This window comes from Mesorhizobium sp. BR1-1-4 (assembly GCF_020165375.1).
In the GTDB taxonomy this organism is placed as follows: domain Bacteria; phylum Pseudomonadota; class Alphaproteobacteria; order Rhizobiales; family Rhizobiaceae; genus Mesorhizobium; species Mesorhizobium australicum.
In genome coordinates this window covers 368,628-389,852 of record NZ_JAIUIB010000004.1, presented here as the reverse complement: position 1 = coordinate 389,852, position 21,225 = coordinate 368,628, and the positions used below count along the sequence as shown (strand labels likewise).

24 protein-coding genes are annotated in these 21,225 nt (G+C 55.6%); 11 read left to right on the top strand and 13 right to left on the bottom strand.

The window, feature by feature from the left end; translation table 11 throughout:
* Nucleotides 1–22: 22 nt before the first annotated feature.
* The 4 genes from LB571_RS11085 to LB571_RS11070 all read left to right on the top strand — a co-directional run bounded on the left by LB571_RS11085 (nucleotide 23) and on the right by LB571_RS11070 (nucleotide 2,001).
* On the top strand, nucleotides 23–193 hold the full coding sequence (locus LB571_RS11085) for a hypothetical protein (RefSeq protein ID WP_224594411.1): 171 nt from the start codon (nucleotides 23–25) through the stop codon (nucleotides 191–193).
* Between the two features lie 57 nt (nucleotides 194–250).
* Entirely contained in the window at nucleotides 251–544 is a 294-nt protein-coding gene (locus LB571_RS11080; RefSeq protein WP_224594409.1) for a hypothetical protein, read from the top strand.
* Between the two features lie 382 nt (nucleotides 545–926).
* Nucleotides 927–1,535 carry a hypothetical protein gene (locus tag LB571_RS11075; protein ID WP_224594407.1) on the top strand — a complete coding sequence of 203 codons (609 nt, stop codon included), beginning with the start codon at nucleotides 927–929 and terminating at the stop codon, nucleotides 1,533–1,535.
* A 100-nt stretch (nucleotides 1,536–1,635) separates the two neighbouring features.
* Nucleotides 1,636–2,001, top strand: a complete 366-nt coding sequence (locus tag LB571_RS11070) for a DUF3768 domain-containing protein (protein WP_224594404.1) — start codon at nucleotides 1,636–1,638, stop codon at nucleotides 1,999–2,001.
* A gap of 405 nt (nucleotides 2,002–2,406) precedes the next feature.
* On the opposite strand, the gene LB571_RS11065 is transcribed toward LB571_RS11070, so the two are convergent.
* A complete protein-coding gene (locus LB571_RS11065) occupies nucleotides 2,407–2,667 on the bottom strand; it encodes a helix-turn-helix domain-containing protein (RefSeq protein ID WP_224594401.1) in 261 nt (86 codons plus the stop codon).
* 83 nt (nucleotides 2,668–2,750) lie between these two features.
* On the opposite strand from LB571_RS11065, the gene LB571_RS11060 reads away from it, so the two are divergent.
* The 3 genes from LB571_RS11060 (at nucleotide 2,751) to LB571_RS11050 (ending at nucleotide 4,915) form a co-directional block, all read left to right on the top strand.
* Complete coding sequence (locus tag LB571_RS11060) at nucleotides 2,751–3,374, top strand: DUF4339 domain-containing protein (protein ID WP_224594398.1); 624 nt, start codon at nucleotides 2,751–2,753, stop codon at nucleotides 3,372–3,374.
* Nucleotides 3,371–3,883, top strand: a complete 513-nt coding sequence (locus LB571_RS11055) for a superinfection immunity protein (RefSeq protein WP_224594396.1) — start codon at nucleotides 3,371–3,373, stop codon at nucleotides 3,881–3,883. Before LB571_RS11060 ends, LB571_RS11055 begins: the two co-directional genes overlap by 4 nt.
* 477 nt (nucleotides 3,884–4,360) lie before the next feature.
* A complete protein-coding gene (locus LB571_RS11050) occupies nucleotides 4,361–4,915 on the top strand; it encodes a hypothetical protein (RefSeq protein ID WP_224594393.1) in 555 nt (184 codons plus the stop codon).
* A gap of 565 nt (nucleotides 4,916–5,480) precedes the next feature.
* Here LB571_RS11050 and LB571_RS11045 read toward each other — a convergent pair.
* Complete coding sequence (locus LB571_RS11045) at nucleotides 5,481–6,134, bottom strand: HNH endonuclease (protein ID WP_224594391.1); 654 nt, start codon at nucleotides 6,132–6,134, stop codon at nucleotides 5,481–5,483.
* Nucleotides 6,135–6,230: 96 nt separating this feature from the next.
* Nucleotides 6,231–6,434, bottom strand: a complete 204-nt coding sequence (locus tag LB571_RS11040) for a hypothetical protein (protein ID WP_224594389.1) — start codon at nucleotides 6,432–6,434, stop codon at nucleotides 6,231–6,233.
* 615 nt (nucleotides 6,435–7,049) lie between these two features.
* Here LB571_RS11040 and LB571_RS11035 point away from each other — a divergent pair.
* On the top strand, nucleotides 7,050–7,253 hold the full coding sequence (locus LB571_RS11035; protein ID WP_224594387.1) for a hypothetical protein: 204 nt from the start codon (nucleotides 7,050–7,052) through the stop codon (nucleotides 7,251–7,253).
* Between the two features lie 13 nt (nucleotides 7,254–7,266).
* Here LB571_RS11035 and LB571_RS11030 read toward each other — a convergent pair whose 3' ends face one another.
* From LB571_RS11030 to LB571_RS11020, 3 genes are all read right to left on the bottom strand, one after another.
* Nucleotides 7,267–7,569, bottom strand: coding sequence for a hypothetical protein (locus tag LB571_RS11030; RefSeq protein ID WP_224594384.1), 303 nt, complete (start codon nucleotides 7,567–7,569; stop codon nucleotides 7,267–7,269).
* 106 nt (nucleotides 7,570–7,675) lie between these two features.
* Nucleotides 7,676–7,972: a hypothetical protein gene (locus LB571_RS11025; RefSeq protein ID WP_224594382.1), complete on the bottom strand. Its 297-nt coding sequence runs from the start codon at nucleotides 7,970–7,972 to the stop codon at nucleotides 7,676–7,678.
* 27 nt (nucleotides 7,973–7,999) lie between these two features.
* Nucleotides 8,000–8,446, bottom strand: a complete 447-nt coding sequence (locus tag LB571_RS11020) for a MucR family transcriptional regulator (protein WP_224594380.1) — start codon at nucleotides 8,444–8,446, stop codon at nucleotides 8,000–8,002.
* Nucleotides 8,447–8,848: 402 nt separating this feature from the next.
* Here LB571_RS11020 and LB571_RS11015 point away from each other — a divergent pair, with 402 nt between their 5' ends.
* Nucleotides 8,849–9,136, top strand: a complete 288-nt coding sequence (locus LB571_RS11015) for a helix-turn-helix domain-containing protein (protein ID WP_224594378.1) — start codon at nucleotides 8,849–8,851, stop codon at nucleotides 9,134–9,136.
* 248 nt (nucleotides 9,137–9,384) lie between these two features.
* On the opposite strand, the gene LB571_RS11010 is transcribed toward LB571_RS11015, so the two are convergent.
* Both LB571_RS11010 and LB571_RS11005 read right to left on the bottom strand, forming a co-directional pair.
* A complete protein-coding gene (locus tag LB571_RS11010) occupies nucleotides 9,385–11,109 on the bottom strand; it encodes a recombinase family protein (protein ID WP_224594377.1) in 1,725 nt (574 codons plus the stop codon).
* 112 nt (nucleotides 11,110–11,221) lie between these two features.
* Entirely contained in the window at nucleotides 11,222–11,782 is a 561-nt protein-coding gene (locus LB571_RS11005) for a recombinase family protein (protein WP_224594375.1), read from the bottom strand.
* Nucleotides 11,783–12,268: 486 nt separating this feature from the next.
* On the opposite strand from LB571_RS11005, the gene LB571_RS11000 reads away from it, so the two are divergent.
* Both LB571_RS11000 and LB571_RS10995 read left to right on the top strand, forming a co-directional pair.
* Nucleotides 12,269–13,186: a hypothetical protein gene (locus LB571_RS11000; protein ID WP_224594370.1), complete on the top strand. Its 918-nt coding sequence runs from the start codon at nucleotides 12,269–12,271 to the stop codon at nucleotides 13,184–13,186.
* Nucleotides 13,187–13,214: 28 nt separating this feature from the next.
* Nucleotides 13,215–14,039 carry a hypothetical protein gene (locus tag LB571_RS10995; RefSeq protein ID WP_224594365.1) on the top strand — a complete coding sequence of 275 codons (825 nt, stop codon included), beginning with the start codon at nucleotides 13,215–13,217 and terminating at the stop codon, nucleotides 14,037–14,039.
* A gap of 728 nt (nucleotides 14,040–14,767) precedes the next feature.
* Here the strand turns inward: LB571_RS10995 and LB571_RS10990 are convergent.
* The 5 genes from LB571_RS10990 to LB571_RS10970 form a co-directional block, all read right to left on the bottom strand.
* Nucleotides 14,768–15,886 (bottom strand): hypothetical protein, encoded by a 1,119-nt coding sequence (locus LB571_RS10990; protein WP_224594362.1) that lies wholly within the window; start codon nucleotides 15,884–15,886, stop codon nucleotides 14,768–14,770.
* Nucleotides 15,858–17,390, bottom strand: coding sequence for a hypothetical protein (locus LB571_RS10985; protein ID WP_224594359.1), 1,533 nt, complete (start codon nucleotides 17,388–17,390; stop codon nucleotides 15,858–15,860). Before LB571_RS10985 ends, LB571_RS10990 begins: the two co-directional genes overlap by 29 nt.
* An 11-nt stretch (nucleotides 17,391–17,401) precedes the next feature.
* Nucleotides 17,402–19,366 carry a class I SAM-dependent DNA methyltransferase gene (locus LB571_RS10980; RefSeq protein WP_224594356.1) on the bottom strand — a complete coding sequence of 655 codons (1,965 nt, stop codon included), beginning with the start codon at nucleotides 19,364–19,366 and terminating at the stop codon, nucleotides 17,402–17,404.
* A 119-nt stretch (nucleotides 19,367–19,485) separates the two neighbouring features.
* Nucleotides 19,486–20,757, bottom strand: a complete 1,272-nt coding sequence (locus LB571_RS10975) for a hypothetical protein (protein WP_224594355.1) — start codon at nucleotides 20,755–20,757, stop codon at nucleotides 19,486–19,488.
* On the bottom strand, nucleotides 20,717–21,196 hold the full coding sequence (locus LB571_RS10970) for a hypothetical protein (protein ID WP_224594352.1): 480 nt from the start codon (nucleotides 21,194–21,196) through the stop codon (nucleotides 20,717–20,719). The genes LB571_RS10975 and LB571_RS10970 overlap by 41 nt, the downstream gene beginning before the upstream one ends.
* Between the last annotated feature and the right edge of the window lie 29 nt (nucleotides 21,197–21,225).

Here is a 21,225-nt window from a genome sequence, read left to right as displayed (position 1 = left end):
CACACCCTCGATGGAGAAGACAATGACTGAAAAGACGCCTCAGATCTCCCGCGACAAGATCAAAACCGTTACCGATCAACGCGCCCTTGTCCTATGGCTGGCGAAGGAAGCCAAAGAGAGTTCCCCAAAGGGCGACGTTCCAAAGGGCCTGATCCGGCTATTCGACGCTCTGATCGGCGAATTCGCAGAATAGGGTGCGGTATATCCGCCGATGTGTTGGGCAGAGTGGTTCGAAGAAGTGCTGCCATCCATGTACGACCCCAACTGCGAGCGGTGCTCAGAAAGGGTCCGCTGGTTGATCTCTGAATATTATGGAGAACTCGTCAACCGCCGCGCACGGCTCGAACCCGACTATTTCATAAAGAAGTTGGTATTGCAGGTTCTGCCGAGGGGAGCAGTCGATATCATGAGGCAGAACGGGCAGGTCAAGGTTTCGAGCTCTGAGATGTTCGATCTTGAGCACGGATTCAAAGTTCGAGTGATCGTCAGTGAGCCCAAATCCCGCGACGCTAAAATAACTTCCCGTTGGCTGCAGGAGCTTTAGCGCTTCGATCAGGAGCGCGAAACTCACGTTCAAGGGCTCCACCGAGCGGCCAAAAAACCGCTTGGTGGGCATCGACACTGGCTGGGGCCCACTGCCGTCTAGCTTGTGAAAAAGGGGGGCATCGACGGGACGTCACGCTGCCGCTGGTGGCTGATTTAAAGCGGGGGTCTTGACAATAGGTATATAGTCCTATATGCTATGCCGCATTCGGTCGGGCAATTTTGACCCTTAAAACCGCCGAAAGGTGAGCTGTTGGGCACTTTCGAAATGGGGCGTTATGCCCGGCTTTTGCCAGCAGTGGCCTCAGGCCCACACCGCCGATCATCATCTGAAATCGAAACCAAGGGCCCCATCTGGGGCCCTTTCCTTTTGGAGATCTGAAATGACTCATTTCGCAGGTTCCACCGGCGCGCCCGCTGCCGCTTTGCCCGCCCTTATCGTGCTAGGCCTCGATGAGGGGGGCAAGGCGCACGCGTCGTGGTTTGGCGAGGCCGAAGTCGGCTTGGCGGAGAAAGCCGCAGGGATGATGGGAATGGCTGCCCTGCCTGTTGCCGATGCCAGCGACTTGAAAGGTCTGGCCGATAAGCTGCCGCAGGGCCGCGTGTTCGAGAGCGGCCGCGCCTTTGTGCCGTTCGTGAAGCGCACGGTGTACGACGCCATCGCTACGCACCTGCCGCCCGGCTACCGCTTTCCAACCCGCGCCGCCGATGATCGGCCCGCGCCCGGCAAATCGAAGAAGGCCTCCGGCGGAGCCGCGCCAGAGGGCGGCCCAAAGCGACCTGAACCGCATCGGCCGACCGACTGGGACAAGATCGAGGTCGGCAGCCTTGTCCTAGCCACCGAGGGCGCGTTTCAGGGATGGTACGAGGCCACCGTCACCAAGATCAGCCCCGAAGATCTCACGCTGCGCTGGCGCGATTGGCTCGAAATGCCTGCCTTCACCCGCAAGCCGAACCACATCGCCTTGCTTCACCCAGATCACCGGGATTGAGCTATCGACCGGGCGGCATCGCTTAGGCTGCCGCCCACCCTCCCAACATTCATCGGCAGGAACACGGTCGCGGCAGCGGCCAGGATGAAGGATTCGCTTGATGGCAGCGGAATGCAATTTCAGCGGGACATGTGGACTGGGCAACCGGCAACAGCGTATCGCTGGCTTGAACGACAGCCTGCGTAAAACAGGGCAAGGCGGTCGCGTCGTGTTGACCGTCGGCATCACCGGCCTTCGCGCAGAGATCCGTGCCGCCATCATCGCGGCGGTCGCCAGCTTTGATCACTTCGACCAGAACAACGACCCCCACGGCGAGCACGACTGCGCCGTGATCGAAGTCGGCGGCAAGACGGTCATCTGGAAGATCGACTACTACGATAAATCCATGCAGTTCGGCTCGGATGACCCAGCCGACCCGGCAGTCACCACTCGCGTTTTGACCATCATGCTCTCGGAGGAATACTGATGCGCAGCCGCCTGTTGTCACGTCGGGCGTTAATCAGAGCATTATCGGCACTGGGGCTCGCGCCCGCTCTGCCCTTGATGCGCAGCCAAGCAAGCGAAGCTGCTACCAGCACCTTCGAGGAACGCTGGCAAGATGTGGCTCCGGCCCTAATGAAAGCCATGTGCGAGCACTGCGCCGCTTTCTCCGACCTCGCCCGAGTCAGCCGTGAAACCGACCCTGTCAAACTCCGGCGCGCTGCCACCTTGGATGAAATCCGGCGCTTGGATGCAGCAAGCGATCTTGAGGGAAAACTGTTGCTGGCAGTTTGTCGGTATCCAGCTGGTAACGACGCCGAGCAACACGACAAGGCGACATACTTGCTCGGGGTTTTCGACGGCAACGCGCCTGAGGCCGACTCGGTAACGGCTATTCTTTGGTCGATGACTCGGGAGGCGGCTCGGTCAACGAACCGGCCTGATCAATCGGTCTGACGAGTTCGACATGGCTAACGCCAAGCGCGCTCGCGATGGCCTGCAGAGTTTCGATGGTCGGGTTCCGCTCACCCCGCTCGAGGCCGCTCACATACTGCTGGCTGACATTGGCGCGCTCAGCAACCTGCTCCTGCGTGAGGCCACTGGCTGCGCGCAGGCGCGCGAAATTCTCCCCGACCAGTTTTCGCATCTCCATGCGGCCACCAATCGAGGAATTCGAGCGTTGAGTTTATCAATTATAATATGTAAATGGACCGAGGGCACAGTACGGGGATGGGAATGACTGAATGGTACTATGAGCAGGACGGCACTCATGTTGGGCCGGTGAGCGAGACAGACCTCAACCTGATGCTTGCGAACCGGTTGATCGATGCAGGTACGAGAGTTTGGACGGCGAGTTTTGGGCAGCAGTGGAAGCCCGCGAATGAGACGCAATTGCAGATACCCCAGCCGACTCCGCCACCGCCGCTCCCGCCGGTCTCGGGGCCGCCTCAATTGCCGGGCACGGCCGAAAAGAGACGTGCAGGGCCTAGTGCATCGGCAATACCAGAGCCAACTAAGGCCTATGCTTACCTCTTGGCGTTTCTTCCCCTCCTCGGCGCGGTCCTGGTCACCGCGATGGCCGTCGCAGGTGGCTCCGGTGACCTGCCTAGGATGATCAACGTAGTCCGATTTGCTACCTTGATTGTGTCGCTGCTGCTGGTTTTCCTCGACGCCAAAGAGCTGCGGCGGGTGAACATCGTCAGCCCTACCAAGGTTATGGTGCCATTTCTGCTCCTGATCCCAGTGGGCTATTTGCTTCATCGCAGTTTCGTGATGCGCCTGTCCTGGACACCCCTTTGGATTTGGCTGGGTAGTTTCGTGGTTTTGCTTGGCGTCACTAGGGCGCAGATGGGATCATGAACTTCAGAGGTATCTTCCCGCGCAAGGCAATCCTGCCCGCTGTTGTTCTAGCGGTCGCAACATCGACCCCCGTCTACGCGGCCGACGACAACCTCGATGCAGGAATCGCGTTTATCATTTTCTTCCTCATACTGGCAATCGTTTATGAGCTACCAGCGATCATCGCGTTCGTGCGGGGCCACCCGAATAGGTGGCTGATCCTAGTCCTCTGCACAACGCTCTCTGGCACCGGCATTGTCTGGCTGGGTTGCCTCATCTGGGCGTTTATGGCCGTCCACATCAGCAAAGACCCCGGCTGGTCCAATGGCGGCGAGTCTGGACTCAACCTTGTCGCCAACGATGTTCAACGGGTTCGGATTGAGAACCTTTCAGGCATCCAGCGATCAATCGTTCAGCCAGCGCACCTTGATCCAGTCGACAAACTGGAGCGCTTGAAAAAGCTCCTCGATGATGGCGTCATTGACGACGCCCAGTTTCGGCGCATGCGCGACCTAATCGCCGGGGGCTGACGCGCAAGGTTGTAATATGCATCAAGGCACGTGAAGGTTGCAAGCGTTGAAAGGCGAAAAATCACCCCCGGCTTAGCGCCTCGATAGGTGTTTTTCAGGCCGTACAGGGGCCGCCAGTGCGCGAAACGGCCTCAGGGGGTGTTCGGTTAGTCGAGCCGAAGCGCTCGCTGGGTCACGCCTCGCCATCGCTAATCGAAAGTGAGCCAAATTGCAGCCTTGGGCAGGCCCTAGTTGACCGGCCTGCCTAGAGGTTTGCATGCTGTTAGTTGGGGTCCGAAGCTCATTTGACAATCTCTGGCCAGCCGGTTTCGGCACCCGCCGTCCTGCAGATCAGTTCTCTTTGATTGCCCACAGCTCGCGTGCGTTCCGCCGATGTGCCCACCCGAGAGGCCGAGACTGATAGGTGGCCCATATTGACCCCTCTAGAATCTCATGATATTAGAGGGCCTAAATTTCGCACCTAAAGGAGATCGCCCAATGCCTCAACCGAAGTTTCGCCTTGGAAGGGACCCTCTCGGCAAAATGACTTGGATCGAAGTCATTTCACGGCTTCATGAATTGTCGGGGACGTACGCCGATCACGTGCTTGACGACGATGACATTGCTCCCGCTCGTGTTCAGGTTTGGGTAGTGTCAATGGGCATGGCAGGCAGGACCGAGTTTGCCTCGGCGAAGATGCTTGGGTATGGCTCCAGTGTTGCAAAGTACCTCAAAGCGAGAGAGCGTGGCGACGCGATGACGGGCGTGGATGCCGTCACAGCATTGCGGATGAGGGGCTTTGTCGATTGCGAGCATGCTGCCTTTCCGAAACTCGATAAGCAGTTGAGAAACTGGTTGGGCAGAATGAATAGCCATCCTCGCTCCGCTTACCGGTTCATGATCCACCGCGTTGATCTTGCTCGCATGTCGAAACGACTTCCGAAGATCTGCACTCTTGTCGAGGCGCTAGACGGGGCCGAGAAAAAGGTGTTTGCGGACCTGCTTGCCAACGACGAGGTCTCAAGCGTTCTGGAAACGTATCCCATCCTTTAGGTCGTATCTTCACCAGAGCGCAATCTGCCCGGCTTCAACGCGCAGATGGGAGTGGATCGACGATGGTCAGACTGCTCGGGGAACGTTCTCGGCAAAAGCCACCCTTCCGTCGTCGCTCACCTGAAATACTGAAATGCTGAGGTAGTCCAGCGCTGGCAGTATCCGACCAACGTGTATGTCAACCACCGAGAGGATGGGATGCCGATAGCAAAACGGTCGCCGGGAATGTCTTTCTGAAACCGCCATTCGGCGGTCATTTGGAACGCTGCACCGGTCCTTGACCAAGCGTCGTTCGAGCTATCGGCTCCCGAGTACGCGCCGCCCTTTGCCTCAATCAGCCAACGCTCACCTGTGGCCGTACGCTTAGCAGCTATATCATAAACCACGAGCTCCGGCCTTGAGAGCTTTCAGGTCCGAGAGCCGTTTCCCCGCAAGCATGTCTCAATAGCGTCGACGACGCCCTGTTCCTTTAGCGGCATCTCTTCCCCTTTTGCCTTTTAGAACCTCTGATAGAACCCGGCACTCACAGCCGCTTTGAACTACGGCCGAGCCTAAAACCGACACCTTACCGAGACGCGTCGATCAGCTTTTGCAACTGCTCAATGGTCAGAATTGGTTCTCGACGGTGAATCATTGCGTGGCAGTTCGCACACACCGGACGCAAATCCTTCGTGGGCCTCACTTGATACTCGCGACCTATCTTTTTCAGGGGCACTAGATGATGGACATGGATGAACCCCTGTCCGTGCGCTCCGTATTTCTTGCCGAAATCCTCCCCACACGCGACGCAAGCCAGACCAAAATGCCGCAGACACGCAGCCCGAGCCTCAGGGTTTCGTTCGTAGGCGTTTACAAACACCTTTGTTCGAGCGCCCTCCCAAAACTCATCATCATCGCCTACCTCATTGGGGAAGAGCTGGCCGTCAGACCCAAAATGGGTTGTCCAATAGCGGATCACGGGGCTACCGTAGCCTCTCGGAGCCGGTCGGTAATCCAATTTTTCGAGGAGTCCCTTGCGAGCAAACTTCGCCAGCGTGTGCGCTATCCGAGAATAGGCACTGAAGTGAGTTTTAGCGCCGACGCCACCAGCGCCATACCGTTGCTCAATCTCTTGCCAAGTCGCAGGGTGGTGCTGACCCAGCTTACGAATAAATTCGAGCGTCGAGAACGGCCGGGGCGTAAGATGGTCGAGTACGTCGTGAAATTCGTTTTCGGTCATGTCAGCGGCCAAGGTGCGTCCCTCTCCAGACTCGAGCGAAGCGCCGTTCCTGACGGTGCCTGAATGCCGCCAGCATTGTTGGGAATTAGATCGCAACTACCACACAACAGGATCGAACGTGATCCCGCGGCGTTCCAATTCGGCTTCGATTTCGTCGCGGATCTGTGCCCAATCGGCATACTCCGACACCCCGTAGTACGGATCGCTCTTCTGCGGGTTCGCTGCGTCGGCTTCGGCTACTTTCTGAACAGACAGATGAAACGACTTCAGACCGTTCTCACTGAGTTTTGTAATATCCACTGGCACACTCCCGCTGAAACCCAGCCGAAAGTAAACACACATGGAGCCGGACCACAAGCCGCGCAGGTGGCAGAATTTACAAGAATTTTGCTTTCAATAATACCGTAAACTTATCGTACTTCGAGCATTGTTTGAGCTTGCCCGCTTGTCTCCCATGTGCATACCTTCAATGGCATGTACTCAATAGGAGCACACGGATGGCTAAAGAACCAAAGAACAATGGCAAACCATGGTCCCAGGAAGACATAAGAGAGCTCAAGCAGTTCGTAAAGGAAAACACACCGACGCGCGTCATTGGGATTAAGCTCGGTCGATCACCCGACGCGGTCTACAGCAAATCTGCCAGCGAAGGCATCTCGCTAAAGCCGACTAACCAACGGCCTTATGGAAGCAAGAAAAGATAGGTGCTGATGCGAGCCGACAACATTGTGGCGCGGCCAGAAGGTGGTGGCCGCCACTTTCAGCCCCTTACCTAGGCCATTCGCGCTGAAGCCACTGGGTGGCCCCGATGACTACAGGCTTCGCCCGGGCCGGGTCGAGGCTGGCCGGGCGCAAAGTGGCGCTTTTAATCAAATTCGTGTAGCATGGTTGGGATATCTTTAACGGAGAATCGCTATGCGATTGACTGTTTCGGCAAGTGTGAATGGTCGTTGGGAAATCAGAGAGGCGGCGAGCTTTACACAGGCAGCCCAGATTGCCGACCACTGGCACAGTCTCGGTGCCATGCCAGTGCGCTTCAAGCGCGATGGCGTCGTGATGGACGATGCGGACGAGTTGGATCGTCTCATCGCAGAAGAAGCCGAAGCGGACGCTGCCTAACCTCGAGCCGCTATCAGGCGGCGTAGTGTGCGAACACAGCCTCCATTATGTCTGCGGCGTGTCCCTTCTGCTTGTCGGTGGCAGGCCTCGCATCCTTGAAGTCGATTTGGCTCGATAGTCCGTCTTTGTTGACCACCAAGAACGTTATGTCGGGCGTCTCTTCCCGGCTAATTTCATCAAGAAGTGACTTCCAAGGTCCTTGTGCAGGGATACCCACAGCCTTTCCAAGCACCCCGTACCGAACTGTCTGATGTTGCATCGCACAATATTTGAGAACGGCTCGAACCGCCTCTTTCCGATCAGCATAAGAAACCATGCTCAACCCCCTATTATTGGATTAGCTCCCACCCTGCGTGCTCAAAATCTTTGAGCGAGCTGACCGGATGACCGCGACAATGCACGGCATATCGGAAAGCTGCAGGTCATCCATGCCTATAACGAGCTAGTGCAATTCGGTCTTCAGCGTCGATGCGAATCGTAATCCCGTTGTGTCCGCCGTCCGAAATCGCCCCTCGGACGACCTCGACGCTTACGCCGAGGTCACGAGCAATGTTGGCGAAGAAATACTGCTGAAGCTCACGAGGATCATCGGCGATGAGCTTGTTAACATGCTCGGCTACGCGCTGAGCAAGTGCGTTGGCTTGGGCGTTCTTGAGCTGAAGGTCGCGCTTGCCGCCTCGGTACCTACTCACGTGCGGAACTAATGGCAGGATTGGCATTGTCCTTTGCCCCCAGTCCTCCAACAATCAGACCTGCGCCTTGCTTCGACGCTTGGCTGGCTTAGCCGCTGCTTTTCGTCCAAGCCCGCTGGACTTGGCCATCGCCGACCGCTGGGCCGCGTAGTTTGGCGCTACCATAGGATAGTCCGACTTCAATCCCCACTTGGCCCGGTACTCATCGGGCGTCAGGTCGTACCGCACACTCAGGTGGCGCTTAAGCGATTTGAACTTCTTCCCATCTTCAAGACAGATGATGTAGTCGGGGAACACAGACCGCTTCGGGTTCACCGCGGGAGGCTGAAGTGGCTTCTCGGGCTCGACCGGATGCCCAATTTTCGACAGTGAGGAATTCACGCTTTGAATCAGTTCGGGGAGTGATGCGACCGGTACAGCATTCTTGCTGACATAAGCAGAGACAATATCTGCTGTGAGTTCGAGCAATTGGGTTTGTGGGTTCAAAACGTTATCTGTCACAGATGGCTCCTAAGGTGCGTAGCTTCGGAGATCCTTTACGCACTTTGCTCCGAAATACCAGTCCACGCGTGAGCTTTAGCGCGTCGAGACGGAAACCCTAGGTGCAGCAGCGTAAACGCTCCTCCCTTCTTCTTGAGTTTTCGCCTAACGCGGCGCATTCTCGTCTCGGGAGAGATGGGCATGCAGCAGAAGTCTTGGTCCAAGGGGTTGATGGAAAGTGGCGAACCGAATGGGCTAGTTAGCTCGAATGCCCGGGCTGCCAGTTAGGGCATACGGGGTGCAGGCCGCATCGGGGTTCGCCCAGTGCGGTATTGGCCGCCCGAACCGGGCGCAACCTTGTGATGGCGTGATTGAAGGCGGCCGAGGACCGCTACCTCGAAAGCTATGAGAAGGACCAACGTCATGAAAAGAGAAATCACGGCCGACATCAGCAGCGGCAACGTGTTTGCGGACTTGGGTTTTGACGATCCTGAAGAGGAACTGCTCAAAGCCGAGCTGACCCGCAAGATCCGCGCCATTATCAAACGCCGCCGCCTGACTAAGGCGAAGTCGGCTGAGATGCTTGGTATGAAGCAGCTCGAGGTGTCCGCGATTGTCACCGGCGGCACGGGGAAGTTCTCTATCGACCATCTTGCCCGCTGCCTTGATCGACTTGACCACAAGGTCGGTGCGGAGAACAAATGGAATTAATTAAACACCCTTTCTTATTTGAAACGCGTGGAGGCCTGTAGCTTCCCTGCTGACCTTTTTCGCGTCGGAGGTTACCCGTATGAGCGCTGCCGAGATCAACTCAAAGTGGGGGCGGGGCAAGCCTGCCAAACACAGGCGGTACTCGTTTGCCAATCGGATAGAAAAACCTGACCAAGGTAGCGCGGGGCCAGTATTTGCACGACACAGATATCGATATCCAGTGATCAGAATGGTTCCACAAGCCAAGTTCACTTGCGCTTGCTCTGGCGTTCAGCAGCCTCTAAAAGCTCCCTCGCTCTTTTCCGCGCCGCTGAGCGTGACTCTGATCGGGTAGTTGGGAAGCCTGCCAACGCATAGGCCTGGAGTATCGAGCCAAACCGCGATCTGAACACACCAGCAGCAGGAAGATCTGGATCCGAATTGATGAGCGAAGAGGTGATATACCCAAAATTCGCGTGTAGGCGTCGGAGTCCATCGAGAAGTTGGTCATTCGTAAAACCCCACTTAAACTTGCTGTGAGGTTGTGCCGTCGCCCTTTTCATACCTGCACGAACGGACTCATATACAGTTGAAGGAAAGCCCGCCAGCGCATAGGCCCGGATTAACGAACCAAATCGGAACGTGAACACACGAGCCACTGGGAGGTCTGGGTCTGCATTGATCATTTTAGCTGTGACATATCCAAACTCGGCATGGAGTCTTCGTATCCCGTCAATTAGATAGTCATCCGTATATCTAAGGCCTTGCTGCCACAGGCATTTATATCCAACGAGTTCATAGGATGCAACGAGACTACCAAAGTGATTAACATACGAACTCGAAGAAGCCGTGTATGAACAGGCATCAATTATTCCCTGAGAAAGCTTTCCCTTCTCCCTGAAAAGCCGCCTCAACCTATCGATCATGTCCGTCTTCGCATAGGCATTGCCGACTTTGCGCCTCATCTCCTGTTGAACCTTCGCGAAGCGTTTCGTATCAACAATCGGGTCCATCACCCGTGTTCTGATCCATAGGTCTGGAGGATTTGGTCGGGATGGTCCTTTCATCCGCCGTGTTCGTACGTTGTAGACGTAGTATCCTACCATCAACTCGCTTGTGAGCAGGGTTCTGACGCGGGTTTGGGTCCAAGCCTGACCGTTTGTTGCAGGGACACCTTCAACGTTCAGTTTTCGTGCGATAACTGTCGTTGTTAGATGCTGGCTAACGAACATCCGGAAAATGCGGCGCACGGTTGTGATTTCATCCGGAGGACCGGGCACAAAGACAACGCGATCTGTGCTTAGGCCTTTTTGCTCGCCTGGACCGAGGAGAAATCGATGCTCTCCATCTTCGCTGACCAACAGGCGTCTTATCCCGTAGAGCACCCCACCGCCCTGTCTAAATCCAAGTCGTGCTTGCTGTGTTTGCGCCCTTGAGACTTTTGTAGACAGTTCGCGGCTGTACTCACCGGCCATCACCCGCTTCAGGTTCTTAACTATCATCGAGACCATACTGCCGTCGTTCTCGAATGGTTCGCCGCAATACTCGACCGCGACCCCGGCGTCCCGACAGATGAATTCGTAATGGGCGGATTGGTCCGAATCCTGAAATCGGCCCCATCGGCTGACGTCCAGGACCAAGATCGCTGAATAAGAATGCTGTCCGGTCACTACGTCGGCCAACAATTGCTGAAGTCCGTCTCTGCCCTTCAGGCTCAGGCCGCTTTTGCCCGCATCGGCATAGGTCTGGACGATGGCGTACCCTCTTTGGGCGGCATATTCCGCAATGGCGGCGGCCTGATTTTCAAGAGAATAGCGCTGGTGCTCGGTTGACATACGAACGTACTGCGCCGCCGGGACACGGAGATCGCTTGTAAGCTCAGTCACAATAGTGCCTCCGCGCGAGCCGATTTCTATTGCGGCGGGAACGACGCTGATGACTACAAGCGCATGATACTCCACAACGTGTTTGAGCAAAACGTTTTGAGCGGTCAATTCAGGTGTGCTCGCCGTAGCCGAGGATAGCGCACCCTGACGGCGGAAGGCGATGCCAGCGCCGTAAGCGTAAGCCTTTAGCCGTGGCAGGGCCTCGATGCACCTGAAGGCTTCATGATGCTGCCACCGCAGGCGCATTGAGGATACGGTAAACCTGCATCCTTGAGCAGCCGACTACTTTCGCGATCTGCGTCGGGCTCTGGCCGTCATCGCGAAGGGCCAGCACCTTATTCCTGTCAAGACGCTGCCTGCCCCCTTTGTAGGCACCTACAGCCTTTGCCCTCTCAATTCCCTCGTGCTGCCGGTCTTTTATGAAACGACGCTCCATCTGCGCGACCATGCCAAGCACTGTCAGCACGATGTGGCCCATTTCTCCGCGCGTGGAAACGTGCGGGTCGAGCACGGTGACGAAAGCGCCCTTCTGCTCACACTCGTAAATCAGGTTCAGAACGTCGCGCGTATCGCGGCCTAGCCGGTCGAGGCGCGTGACCATCAACTCATCACCAGGACGAAGGAATTCCAAAACCGTTGCCAGTTCGGTCCGGCCGTCACGGCTGCAGCCCGACACCTTCTCCGAGCGGATGACCTCGCACCCCTCAGCTTTCAGCTTGACGAGCTGCGTTTCGAGGTCTTGGTCAGCAGTGCTGACGCGAGCGTAACCGATGCGAGCCATAGCCTGTCACCTCAAGGTTTAGGCCTGACGCTACCCTGTCACAAATAGTCGATGTCAACCCAGATGTTACGCCTGATGACTACAGCGGTGTTACGTCACGCGGGGGTATACCCTGAGGTTCGCCATCGCCCGTTGCTCAAAACGAGGCTTAACCTCACTCTCCCGGCATCGTAAGGTAAGCGCTGTTCCGGCGGCACCTTTCGGAGGTCGGCCTGAGCGAGGATGTTGGAGCCTTTGAGGGCTTCGACACATGACGATTTCAGAGCTTACGCTTAAATCCAGCGATCCCGAGCCTGCGCGCCGGTTCGAGGTGTTCACGGGTTCCGGTCGTCGGCGCGAATGGCTGCCGGAGGAGAAGGCGCGGATCGTAAGCGTCTTGAATAATGGTAGAAATCGCGCTGCGGCGCACTGGGTTCGGTCTTGCACCCGGAAGCGATATTGATAAAAGTACCAAAGGTCAGCGTCTTATGCGCTGCGGGGTGGGCAATGAGTTTTCTTCATAGAGTCGGGGCGTCGACCCGTTCTCTCGTGCGACTTGATCGCATTGTGAGAGTGTTCATATGTTCAGCGCTCGCATGGTTTGCCTATCGCCTTTTCGAAAATAACGACGGGATGTCTATCAGGTTTGCCTCTCGACAGGCATTTAACCTATCACTTACGTTCATCGTATTCGCTTCTTGCTCGATAGCATTCTGGCACGCCGCGCTTTATCCGATAGTGCTGGGGCGTTTCAGGCCGAGATGGAGGATCCCCCTTCTACGCTCCATCGACTATGTGTGGTATGTCGCAGCGCTGGTCTCTGCCGTTCTAATTGTCAACGAACTTCAAATCAATGAGCTAACGCGGCAACGGGATTATCTTGATCGAGATTTCGATTACAACGTTGAGTTAGGAAGGAAATATAACGCTGAGATGAGGGAGAAAGACTGCCCTTTCCTCCTCAAAGGCATGACGGCGCAAGACGAAACGACGTTTGATATCGACAAAATGCAACTGGCGACAATGTGCCACGGCGATGTCCAGCGAGAGCAAGACGAAACATTATTCGTACGTGCTTGCGACGCCGCTGCAATGGTATCGCACAGCAATGATGCCCGCTTTTATTCTCCAGAAAAAATAGACCAAAAGCGCGATGCGTTGAATGAGTTGTCGATGATATGCACCGTATTCCACGACCATTCCTCTATTCCGAAAGATCGCGACGAAATTGACAATATTATAGAGCAATCTAGCCTTCTCCCTTCCCAGAAATCTGGGTCTTGGCTTTACATTCTGGCTACGGTGATCGGTTTGCGGCTAACCCGTACAACCGCAGAGTTCGTGGAAGCGTTGCGTGAGTCGTCGATTAGCACGCCTGTCAACCGGTTGCCGCTCTTGTCCGATCCCGAAGCGCATATCAGCTAACGCGCTGCACGCCGTTTGGACCAACAAAATGAAAATTGGCTACACTGAATTCTCTTTCGGTTATGCTTTTACTGAGAACCTTATCCGATCTTCGGCGACACCTCCCGTCGGCGCGCCGCAATTTCCCAACTTGATCCAGGAAGCTCAATTAGGTTTCGACATAAAGCTAAATTTTCCAGCGACGCCTCTTTTTTTTCAGTTCAAGCTGCCAGAGTTAATGAAAAGAAACAGTGCGTTCGAGATTACTTGCGGGCAGTGCCCCGGATTGACAACGCCGTTCTTCCGAATTGGCCTGATGAGAAAGGACCTATCCAAGCAACATGCGCTGCTTATAGACTTGGAGAAGCAGTACCCAGCCGGGGTCTACTATGCGGCTCCTGCGCTGTGGACGGTGGCAGCGTTTGATCAAGCTTACAATGCTGCCAAAGTGGCAGCGCGGTCTGTATTCTTTTCACCTCGCGACATCGGTCCTTTGCCCGATAACAAACAACATAACGTAGCTTACGACGATGCCCTTCCGGTCGGGTTCTTTTGCTCGCAACCGCGCAAAGTAAAAACCCTGTCGTTCGAGGCTTTAAGCGATATAATTAATCATCGACTGGAGGCGAAGGCAGTTCCGGACATTCAACAGGTTGCGTCGAGCGTCAACGAGGAAATTCTGTCCCTAGTTCCACTATCGATGCGAAGGGCAGTAGGCGCAATCCGGGACCGCACGAGAAGCCGTCGCCTCAACGCAGAAGCAGCTACTCCGATCCCGCCAGAGATAGCAGAAGTAGAAATTGAACTCTTGGTCGCCCGAGAGGTCGCTCGGGTAGGGCTTGGCGTTGACTTCGTAGTAGCCCAACCGGCCTAATGTGCGCTTTTTACCCGCCTCCAATCACACCGGGAGAGAACGTTGACAATCGCTTGCTTAGGTTGGGGCTCGCTCTGCTGGAAACCCGGAGATCTACCCCTGCAAAGTGATTGGAAGACTGATGGTCCGCTTCTCCCGCTCGAGTTTGCTCGTGAGTCCAGCTACCGTCGGATGACCCTTGTCGTTGTAGACGCCCAAGAAATGTCCCAAGCGCTTTGGGCGTCAATGAAAGCGAATACGCTGGAGGCAGCCAAGCGTGATCTCGCCAAGCGTGAGGGCATCGATGAACCCAACATCAGGTATGGCATTGGCTGGTGGGATCGAGCGTCCAATAGACGTTACGGCCGGTGTTCCGGGCGGGTCGCTGAATGGGGCGATCAGAAGGGCATAGATGCGGTCGTCTGGACTAACTTGAAGCCGGGGTTCCGGACAGAAAGAGGAATCGTACCGACATATATCGAGGTCTTGGCCCACTTTCGCAGTCTCAATAGCGAGGAATTCTCGCTTGCCGAGGAATATGTTCGTAGGGCTCCCGCGCAGGTTTCCACCCCATATCGCAAAGCCCTTGAGGGCGACTTGGGGTGGCATTTCATCCGATCCTAAGCGAAGAGGTCGGCAATCTCCGGCCCTCCCCAGTATGGACGCGGCCATCCCGACATAATTCGCTCGCCTCCTCCTTTTCTCATCCGGTCAACCCTTGCGTGACGTAGGCAAATCACGACTGGCAGTTATTGGAGCGGCGTAGTCGCACTGTTAGCGCAGTGGTTCGCCGCGAAGCGCAGTACTTTCCTGCTTGATAACAGCGACGTCTGACCGAACATAGGTTGGTAAGGTGATCGAAAGGCAATGGTAAATCGGAGAGAACCGGCTTTCGATAGAAGCGCCTTGATCCGGTCGCGAGGTATCTCCGTAATTACTTCAGATACGGACAGGTCCGCCTGCCAGATCGTCGGCGCGCCGTCATCCCATTGGAAGCTATCAGTCTGAACACGCAATCCTAGGACGGCATCTGATAGCTTTGATACCGGCGCAGTGACGTACATCGAGAGGAAGAGACGACCTTGGAGCCTTTCCACGCAGAACAGGTTGATCTGCGCCTCTCGTTCATAATCTGACGCAGTTCGGGAAAACGCCTCGAAGCCGTCATCTCGAAAGTCAAGTCTCCAAGCCGATTGCGTCAGCGGCATACGGCCTGTCAGCATCTTGAGTACTCGCGGCTCGCTCTTTTGAAACCCGCTTTCTGCTTCTCCGGGGTAACGCGTGATCCCCCACCCTTCGGCATCTTGTCGGGAGAACCAAACGATTTTGTCGGGTGCAACGTAGGTGATGAAGGCGGAGATGCTGCCATAGGAGACGCCGTGGTCAACCGCGTGACTGCTGATCCTGTCGTTGCACGCTTGATCGGCCTGTCCGCCTAGAGAACATGAGTGCTGTCCGAGGAGACCACCCTCTTCAACTGTGCGATATGCGCCCGCCACGAACACTATCGACGCACAAGCAGATGCACAGTGCGCCCCGTCGGGAACAACTGTGTGCATTGGATGCAAATCCATCAACGCCGATATCCTGAAAGCCTCGTCAACCAATCCGCCGGGGCTATCAAGGAGCAACACAGGCATACCATGGGGCAAACTAGGAACAGTCGGAATGAGCCTAGCGAATTCATCGGCCGCTCCTTCCTTGATTGGACCGGACAAGCGCAACACGGTGTGCCCCCGCCACTGTTCGAGCTGCAAGCCGTCCGCGTTGGCTTGGGAAGTCGACAAAAAAAGCCAGATCAAAGCAAAACATGCGCAAATATTATGCGACGAATTGACATCAGTTCTTCGAGGTTTTGGAAGGAACATTTTCGGGCTGTTTCAATGCTGCGTCTCTGCATGTCTTGAACCAATGTCGTATGACGACGCCGACAATCGCGTCAACGGCCTCCCTCCCAGACACATACTTCTCAGCACGTTCACGCGCCGCCGTTCGCAGCTTGGCTTCGCACGCCTCGAACAAGGCCACAATTGCGGCGCATCGGATATGCGATACAGGAATCTCATAGAGGCCTGCAAATCCGAGGGTCCGAAGCATTCTCGCATAAGCGACCCGCCCGTAGTGCTTGAGATCGAGTCTCTTCTTCTTTGTGGTAATGATGCCCGACTCAATTAGAGGCTCTGTAGTGGGTATGTACGCGTCGACCGGGATGTTGACCATTTCAACCACCTCGTCCGCGGCAATGAAGTCGCTAGGAAAATTGGCAGCTTCATGTCGAATTTCATCCCAAACCCTGCGGCCTGTCGCTTCGACTGGAGTTATCGTGCGGGTCTGCCCCGACGCGTTCATGGCTCGCCGATTTGACCGCATCTTCGCTTCGACGTTTTCGACACCGCCGCGCCAGCGCGCGTAGCTTGCGTAGATTCGATCTAGCAGTGCGATTGCCTGACCGGTGGTCATCCCGAGCGCATACAGCACCGCAATATCCAGACGATTCCGAAGGGGGCTCACTTGCCCGCCAGTTGATGGCGCAGGTGGCATCACATTTGCCTCACGCATCTCTTCAAACGCGTCGAGTACCGAGGTAGCACGCGCCGCTTCAAACCTGCGTATGTCGGGGACATTCATCTTCCTCGCAGCCGGAGGCCCGACATCGAACGCGCCTTCCACGCCGGTAGCAACGCCTTCTAGGAGGCGACACATCGCTGTCATTGTGGAGTTTAAGACCGCGCCAAGAAGCATCTGGTAGCGATCCTCAATCGCTTCCGCACCTACGAAACGGCCGTTAAGAATCGCACCAAATTCATTGTCCCAAGCGCCGTAGTCGTAAGCTGAATTGTAGGGAAGCGCCCATCGACTGGTGACGCGCGATCTGCTCTGGCGGTACCACACGTCTTCGGCATTTGCCGCTACTAGCTTTTGCTGCGGTAGGCCCGCGATCTCACCCAGCCTCACATAATCTTTTAGGTCTTCCCGAAGCGCGCCGGGCCGGGGTGACAAATAGACATGCTTGGTTTGCTTCCCGATACGCAGCGTTCGCTTGTCGCCGTCGTAAAGCTGATGGGGATTCAGGATGGCTGGGATAAGATCCTTTGAGGAAACCACGCCGTGCCAGTTGTCTTTCCCCACAACGCTAAGGCTACCTCGAGACGATACGAGTTGTCCGTGGGTTGGCTCGGCACCGCGCTCAAGAAAGAAAAAATCGTCGGATCCAGTCTTGATGCCAAGCTTCACATTGGCCAGACTGTCAAGTCTGGTAAAATCGTTTCGCCCAGCCAGTTCCAATGCTATTTTGGGCGCGCGCAGAAATCGCGAACGCCATGCCGATCCTCGATAGTTTGTGACATTTTGAGAATATTCGAGATCGAGCATTGGCATCGTTTTCAGTGAGCCCCAAGTTGGATCAACTCGCTTTGAGGTAGAGCACTCCAATCGAGATCGTCAGTCTCGTTTGCGCCCGTCAACTGTAGAATCCGGTCACGAAGCCGGTCGACTGCCGATAGATGTGCGGCTTCGTTCTCGCTAATTCCAACCAAGTCCCGGATGGTGCGCCTTAGCGTTACGAACCGCACTACATTCGCGTCCCGCTCTTTCTGATCTGGGCAGTGGCTGGCCACGGTTACGACGGTCCCGACGCGCGCTTCTGAGAACCACGCTTCCGCGCCGCTCTCAATGAACGCGTGTATTTTGAAATTGTCGAGCAGCCAGAGTTGGAGCGCCGCACCGTAGTCACTATCAAGCCATTCGCCCGAGGTTAGGAACGCAATCGTCCCGTTTGGTTGCAGAAACTGCGCCGCGTGAAACCAAAAAAATAGGTGATAGTTGGCGAGGCCAGAGATACGCTTCGGCGCGCGTATACGCACGCCACGACCAAGGATCTTCTCTACTTCGCGCTGCCGGTCGTCGCCGAGCTTGTGCATTCGGACATATGGCGGATTACCTACCACCGCGCGCATAAGGGGTAGCATTACCGGTGATTGCTGGGTTGGCTCGTCTGAACCGGCAGGCAAGCGCATGAATTCTTCGTCTGGCTGAACTAGAAAGAAGCTCCGCGCCTTTACACGTGGATAGTTGTCCTCAAACTCAAGTTTACGTATCGCAAGGTTGACTGTCGCCATGGTTGCTGCGAAGTGCGACACGTCCACCCCAAAAAGTTCTCGCAACCGGTCTTGGTGGGTCTGCTCGGGAACGAGGTACTTTTTACGCGCGTAGGCGCGAACTAAGAATGTACCCCCTCCGGTCGCTGGGTCCAGAATAGGTCCTTTGCCATCGGGCATAGCGAAACTAAGCATCAAATCGACTACATCCGAAGACGTGTAATGCTGTCCCCATTCATATCGCTCATGCGGTTCGATCAGCCTTTCAAAGAGCCTCCCAAGGATATCATGGTCTATCGCGCTCACGTCGAAATGTTCGATGTGCTCGATCAACCGCCTCCAGTGTGGTACACATGAATCAGACATCATCGCGTATTCAGAAACCTGATCCCATGTAAATAAGGTTTCGTAGTCTCCAGAGATACGCCGTGCCTCGCCGAAAAGGAAGGTTAGAGTATTCGCCGCAAGCTTCGCACTCGACAGCGGTGCGGGCGGCATCACAAGGGGATCAAGTTGTGGTTTTGTTCGGCGGAGCGCCTCGTAGAACATAATGCGAGTTACGAACACGTACGCCGTCAACTTAGCGGCGCGCGTAACTTCGTCGTTCCAGCGAGCCGGATTGTGCGTCCATCCTTGGTCATCAACCATCCATTCGATGAGCCGCCCGCTGAACTCCGGATCGGACTGGCGTCTCTCGTTCATGGCGTCACGGATCGCTGAAACGGGCGCGGCCATCAGTTCGCGGAGAGCGTCAACGAATAACGCATCCGCTGCCATGCCCGCAGGCTTTACGGCACCGGTTATGATTGGCGCGAGGCTATTAAACGCCTCTCTCCAAGTGCTGCTGACCCTTTTCAGGAAGTTCGGGTCGTCCAAGTCTGCACGAGAGAAGGGCGACCCGACTTCTTCACGATGAACGATGCGAGTGATGAGTGAGCCGGTTTGTTGGGTGTCGATAAGCAATAGAGTCCGCGCGTCGGATGTGAACGCCCATCGGCACCCCCGCGCCTGAGCCTTGTAGACAGCGTCTTTCAGATTGTCGAAATCAAGTGGCGATGAACGGGGATGGTCTGGCAGCCGTATCTCACCACAGAGCGCCGCGTTGTCGCCGAATACAATCAGGTCGCTACGCTGTCGGCTGCCGGGAACATGCTCTTCCACCCGAACGGAGTTGAGACGCCAAGATGGATTAGCTGCTGCTGCCTGCTCCCACCACTTGCTGATTTCCGACGCAAATCCCCACTCATTCAAAATAACGGCCCCTTGAACACACCCGAAAAGGGAGTGTAGCCAGCATACTATTGACCGACCGTTAACCATTCCGTCTTCGTTGGCGTGTTCAACTGAATTCGACCACACCAGCAATGCGCCTAGTGTAGCGGGAGGATCGGTTCACTTGCTTCGTAGTGCTCAACGGTTTGGAGAACGTCAGCTAGTCTGGTCTCGGGTGGGGCCATATCGAGGACGCGCATCATTGATTCAATGGTGTCTGACAGCCCAAATTTCATGGTCGTTTCCGAGTTGGAGAACTCCCACCATTGTCCCTGCCCACTCTTCAATTCAGCGAAGAGCTCCTCAACGGTACCGGCGGGTTTGTAAAGCGTTGTGGCATCAGCTCCAACAGGGCCAAACAAACACCAAACGAAACTCCTTCCGTCATCGGTTTTCGCTATCGGCGTGAACGCCACATTCGTTGAGCCTTCACCGAACTTCACACGCCGAACACCAAAGACTTGCTTTTCCTCGCCGTTGTCGAGCAGCTTCGAGCCCTCGATAAACTCTTCTCGGACCGATGCCGCCGTTCCGTACCCGAGGAGACTGCTTCGGCGTCGGAGATGATAGTACCTATTTACGCAGGCATTCAGGACCATTGTTGGTGTTATACCGTGAAGGCTGCGAATTTGCAGGGTGTAGTCGATGTAGTCGATGCCGAGGAACCTGACCGCATCAACATTGTCAGCCATATAGAGGTCATCGCGTGTTGGCTTGAGAAGCTTAGGTAACTCGGCAGTTGAGACATACAAATGGTCGGCAATTGCTATAAAGCGCGAGATTCCCAAGACGGCTGCGGTATATGCCTCCGACACGTTTTCAGCCGTGTAGGATGATCCGCTCAGGGCGAGATATGGGGCGTGAAATCCAAGTTGAGCGTCGCGTTCAATTGATCGGTCAGGAAGCTGGTCTGGAATGGGTCCATCATCCGATGCAGGTGTCGGATCGGTTGCCCGCTGGGTGCCCCCAAGGAACGCTAGCGCACAGGCAGAAAAGCAATGGTCGTCAGATTTAACAACTGTCGCCAATCCCAATCTGCGGAACAGCAGCGCCAAATCTAGGCCAGCCTGATAAGATCCACCGGAACTATTAAGTTCGACGACAATGATCGGCCAGACGTCGCCATCATTCCCTAGCCCGGCTTGCGCCAATGCCGCCTTCACCCCAGCGGGGTCAGTTTCATTAATCTCGCCTTCAAGCCGGAGTGCTAGCGCCTCGCTTCCCTTGTGCTCTACCTTCCCTTCGAATTTTACATCGGCGGCATGCGCCATTGCGGTCAGACTGAGACAGATACCGAGCGAAAGCCACACGCGAAGCCAGCAGCCCATATTACTTCGCAATTCCGGGGCAGAGGTGCTGGAAAATGCCAAGTTCGACCCAATAACCTGAAGCCGTTGTGCCGTCGAGGATCTCGCCAGTCTTCACGCGCTTTATGGCGTAGTCGGCAAGCATTTCGTCTGATTTCTTAGCGGGGCCAAGGTACGCGAATTTCTCTTTCGATAGGTCTAGCCAAGTACGTTTCACGCAATTTCCGGTCAGGTAATTGTCAATTTTGACCAAGGCCATTGTTTGTTTTACGCACGCCATCGAATAGTCCGAGTTGTATTGAACACAGAAGGCCTTGGCGTCTTTTGGGGTATGTTTTACGTGAATCTTGGCGTTCGCGGTACCGATGCCCTCCTCGGACACCGTTGTAAGTTGCATACCGGCCCGGCTTCCATAGTAGATAGGATCCTGATCATCTGCCCATCCTGCTGAGGCGGATAGGGCTATGGCTAAGAATGCCGAGACACACCCGATGAGCTTCATAATCAACCCCCAAAGATATTCCGTATGCT

Excerpts from the sequence above, each read along its gene's own strand:
- LB571_RS11085 (WP_224594411.1), top strand. The coding sequence starts at position 23 with ATGACTGAAAAGACGCCTCAGATCTCCCGCGACAAGATCAAAACCGTT.
- LB571_RS11060 (WP_224594398.1), top strand. The coding sequence starts at position 2,751 with ATGACTGAATGGTACTATGAGCAGGACGGCACTCATGTTGGGCCGGTG.
- LB571_RS11075 (WP_224594407.1), top strand. The coding sequence starts at position 927 with ATGACTCATTTCGCAGGTTCCACCGGCGCGCCCGCTGCCGCTTTGCCC.
- LB571_RS11065 (WP_224594401.1), bottom strand. The coding sequence starts at position 2,667 with ATGGAGATGCGAAAACTGGTCGGGGAGAATTTCGCGCGCCTGCGCGCA.
- LB571_RS11005 (WP_224594375.1), bottom strand. The coding sequence starts at position 11,782 with ATGGCTCGCATCGGTTACGCTCGCGTCAGCACTGCTGACCAAGACCTC.
- LB571_RS11000 (WP_224594370.1), top strand. The coding sequence starts at position 12,269 with ATGAGTTTTCTTCATAGAGTCGGGGCGTCGACCCGTTCTCTCGTGCGA.
- LB571_RS11050 (WP_224594393.1), top strand. The coding sequence starts at position 4,361 with ATGCCTCAACCGAAGTTTCGCCTTGGAAGGGACCCTCTCGGCAAAATG.
- LB571_RS11080 (WP_224594409.1), top strand. The coding sequence starts at position 251 with ATGTACGACCCCAACTGCGAGCGGTGCTCAGAAAGGGTCCGCTGGTTG.
- LB571_RS11055 (WP_224594396.1), top strand. The coding sequence starts at position 3,371 with ATGAACTTCAGAGGTATCTTCCCGCGCAAGGCAATCCTGCCCGCTGTT.
- LB571_RS10995 (WP_224594365.1), top strand. The coding sequence starts at position 13,215 with ATGAAAATTGGCTACACTGAATTCTCTTTCGGTTATGCTTTTACTGAG.
- LB571_RS11025 (WP_224594382.1), bottom strand. The coding sequence starts at position 7,972 with ATGCCAATCCTGCCATTAGTTCCGCACGTGAGTAGGTACCGAGGCGGC.
- LB571_RS11030 (WP_224594384.1), bottom strand. The coding sequence starts at position 7,569 with ATGGTTTCTTATGCTGATCGGAAAGAGGCGGTTCGAGCCGTTCTCAAA.
- LB571_RS11035 (WP_224594387.1), top strand. The coding sequence starts at position 7,050 with ATGCGATTGACTGTTTCGGCAAGTGTGAATGGTCGTTGGGAAATCAGA.
- LB571_RS11070 (WP_224594404.1), top strand. The coding sequence starts at position 1,636 with ATGGCAGCGGAATGCAATTTCAGCGGGACATGTGGACTGGGCAACCGG.
- LB571_RS10985 (WP_224594359.1), bottom strand. The coding sequence starts at position 17,390 with ATGCTCGATCTCGAATATTCTCAAAATGTCACAAACTATCGAGGATCG.
- LB571_RS10990 (WP_224594362.1), bottom strand. The coding sequence starts at position 15,886 with ATGTTCCTTCCAAAACCTCGAAGAACTGATGTCAATTCGTCGCATAAT.
- LB571_RS11015 (WP_224594378.1), top strand. The coding sequence starts at position 8,849 with ATGAAAAGAGAAATCACGGCCGACATCAGCAGCGGCAACGTGTTTGCG.
- LB571_RS10970 (WP_224594352.1), bottom strand. The coding sequence starts at position 21,196 with ATGAAGCTCATCGGGTGTGTCTCGGCATTCTTAGCCATAGCCCTATCC.
- LB571_RS11045 (WP_224594391.1), bottom strand. The coding sequence starts at position 6,134 with ATGACCGAAAACGAATTTCACGACGTACTCGACCATCTTACGCCCCGG.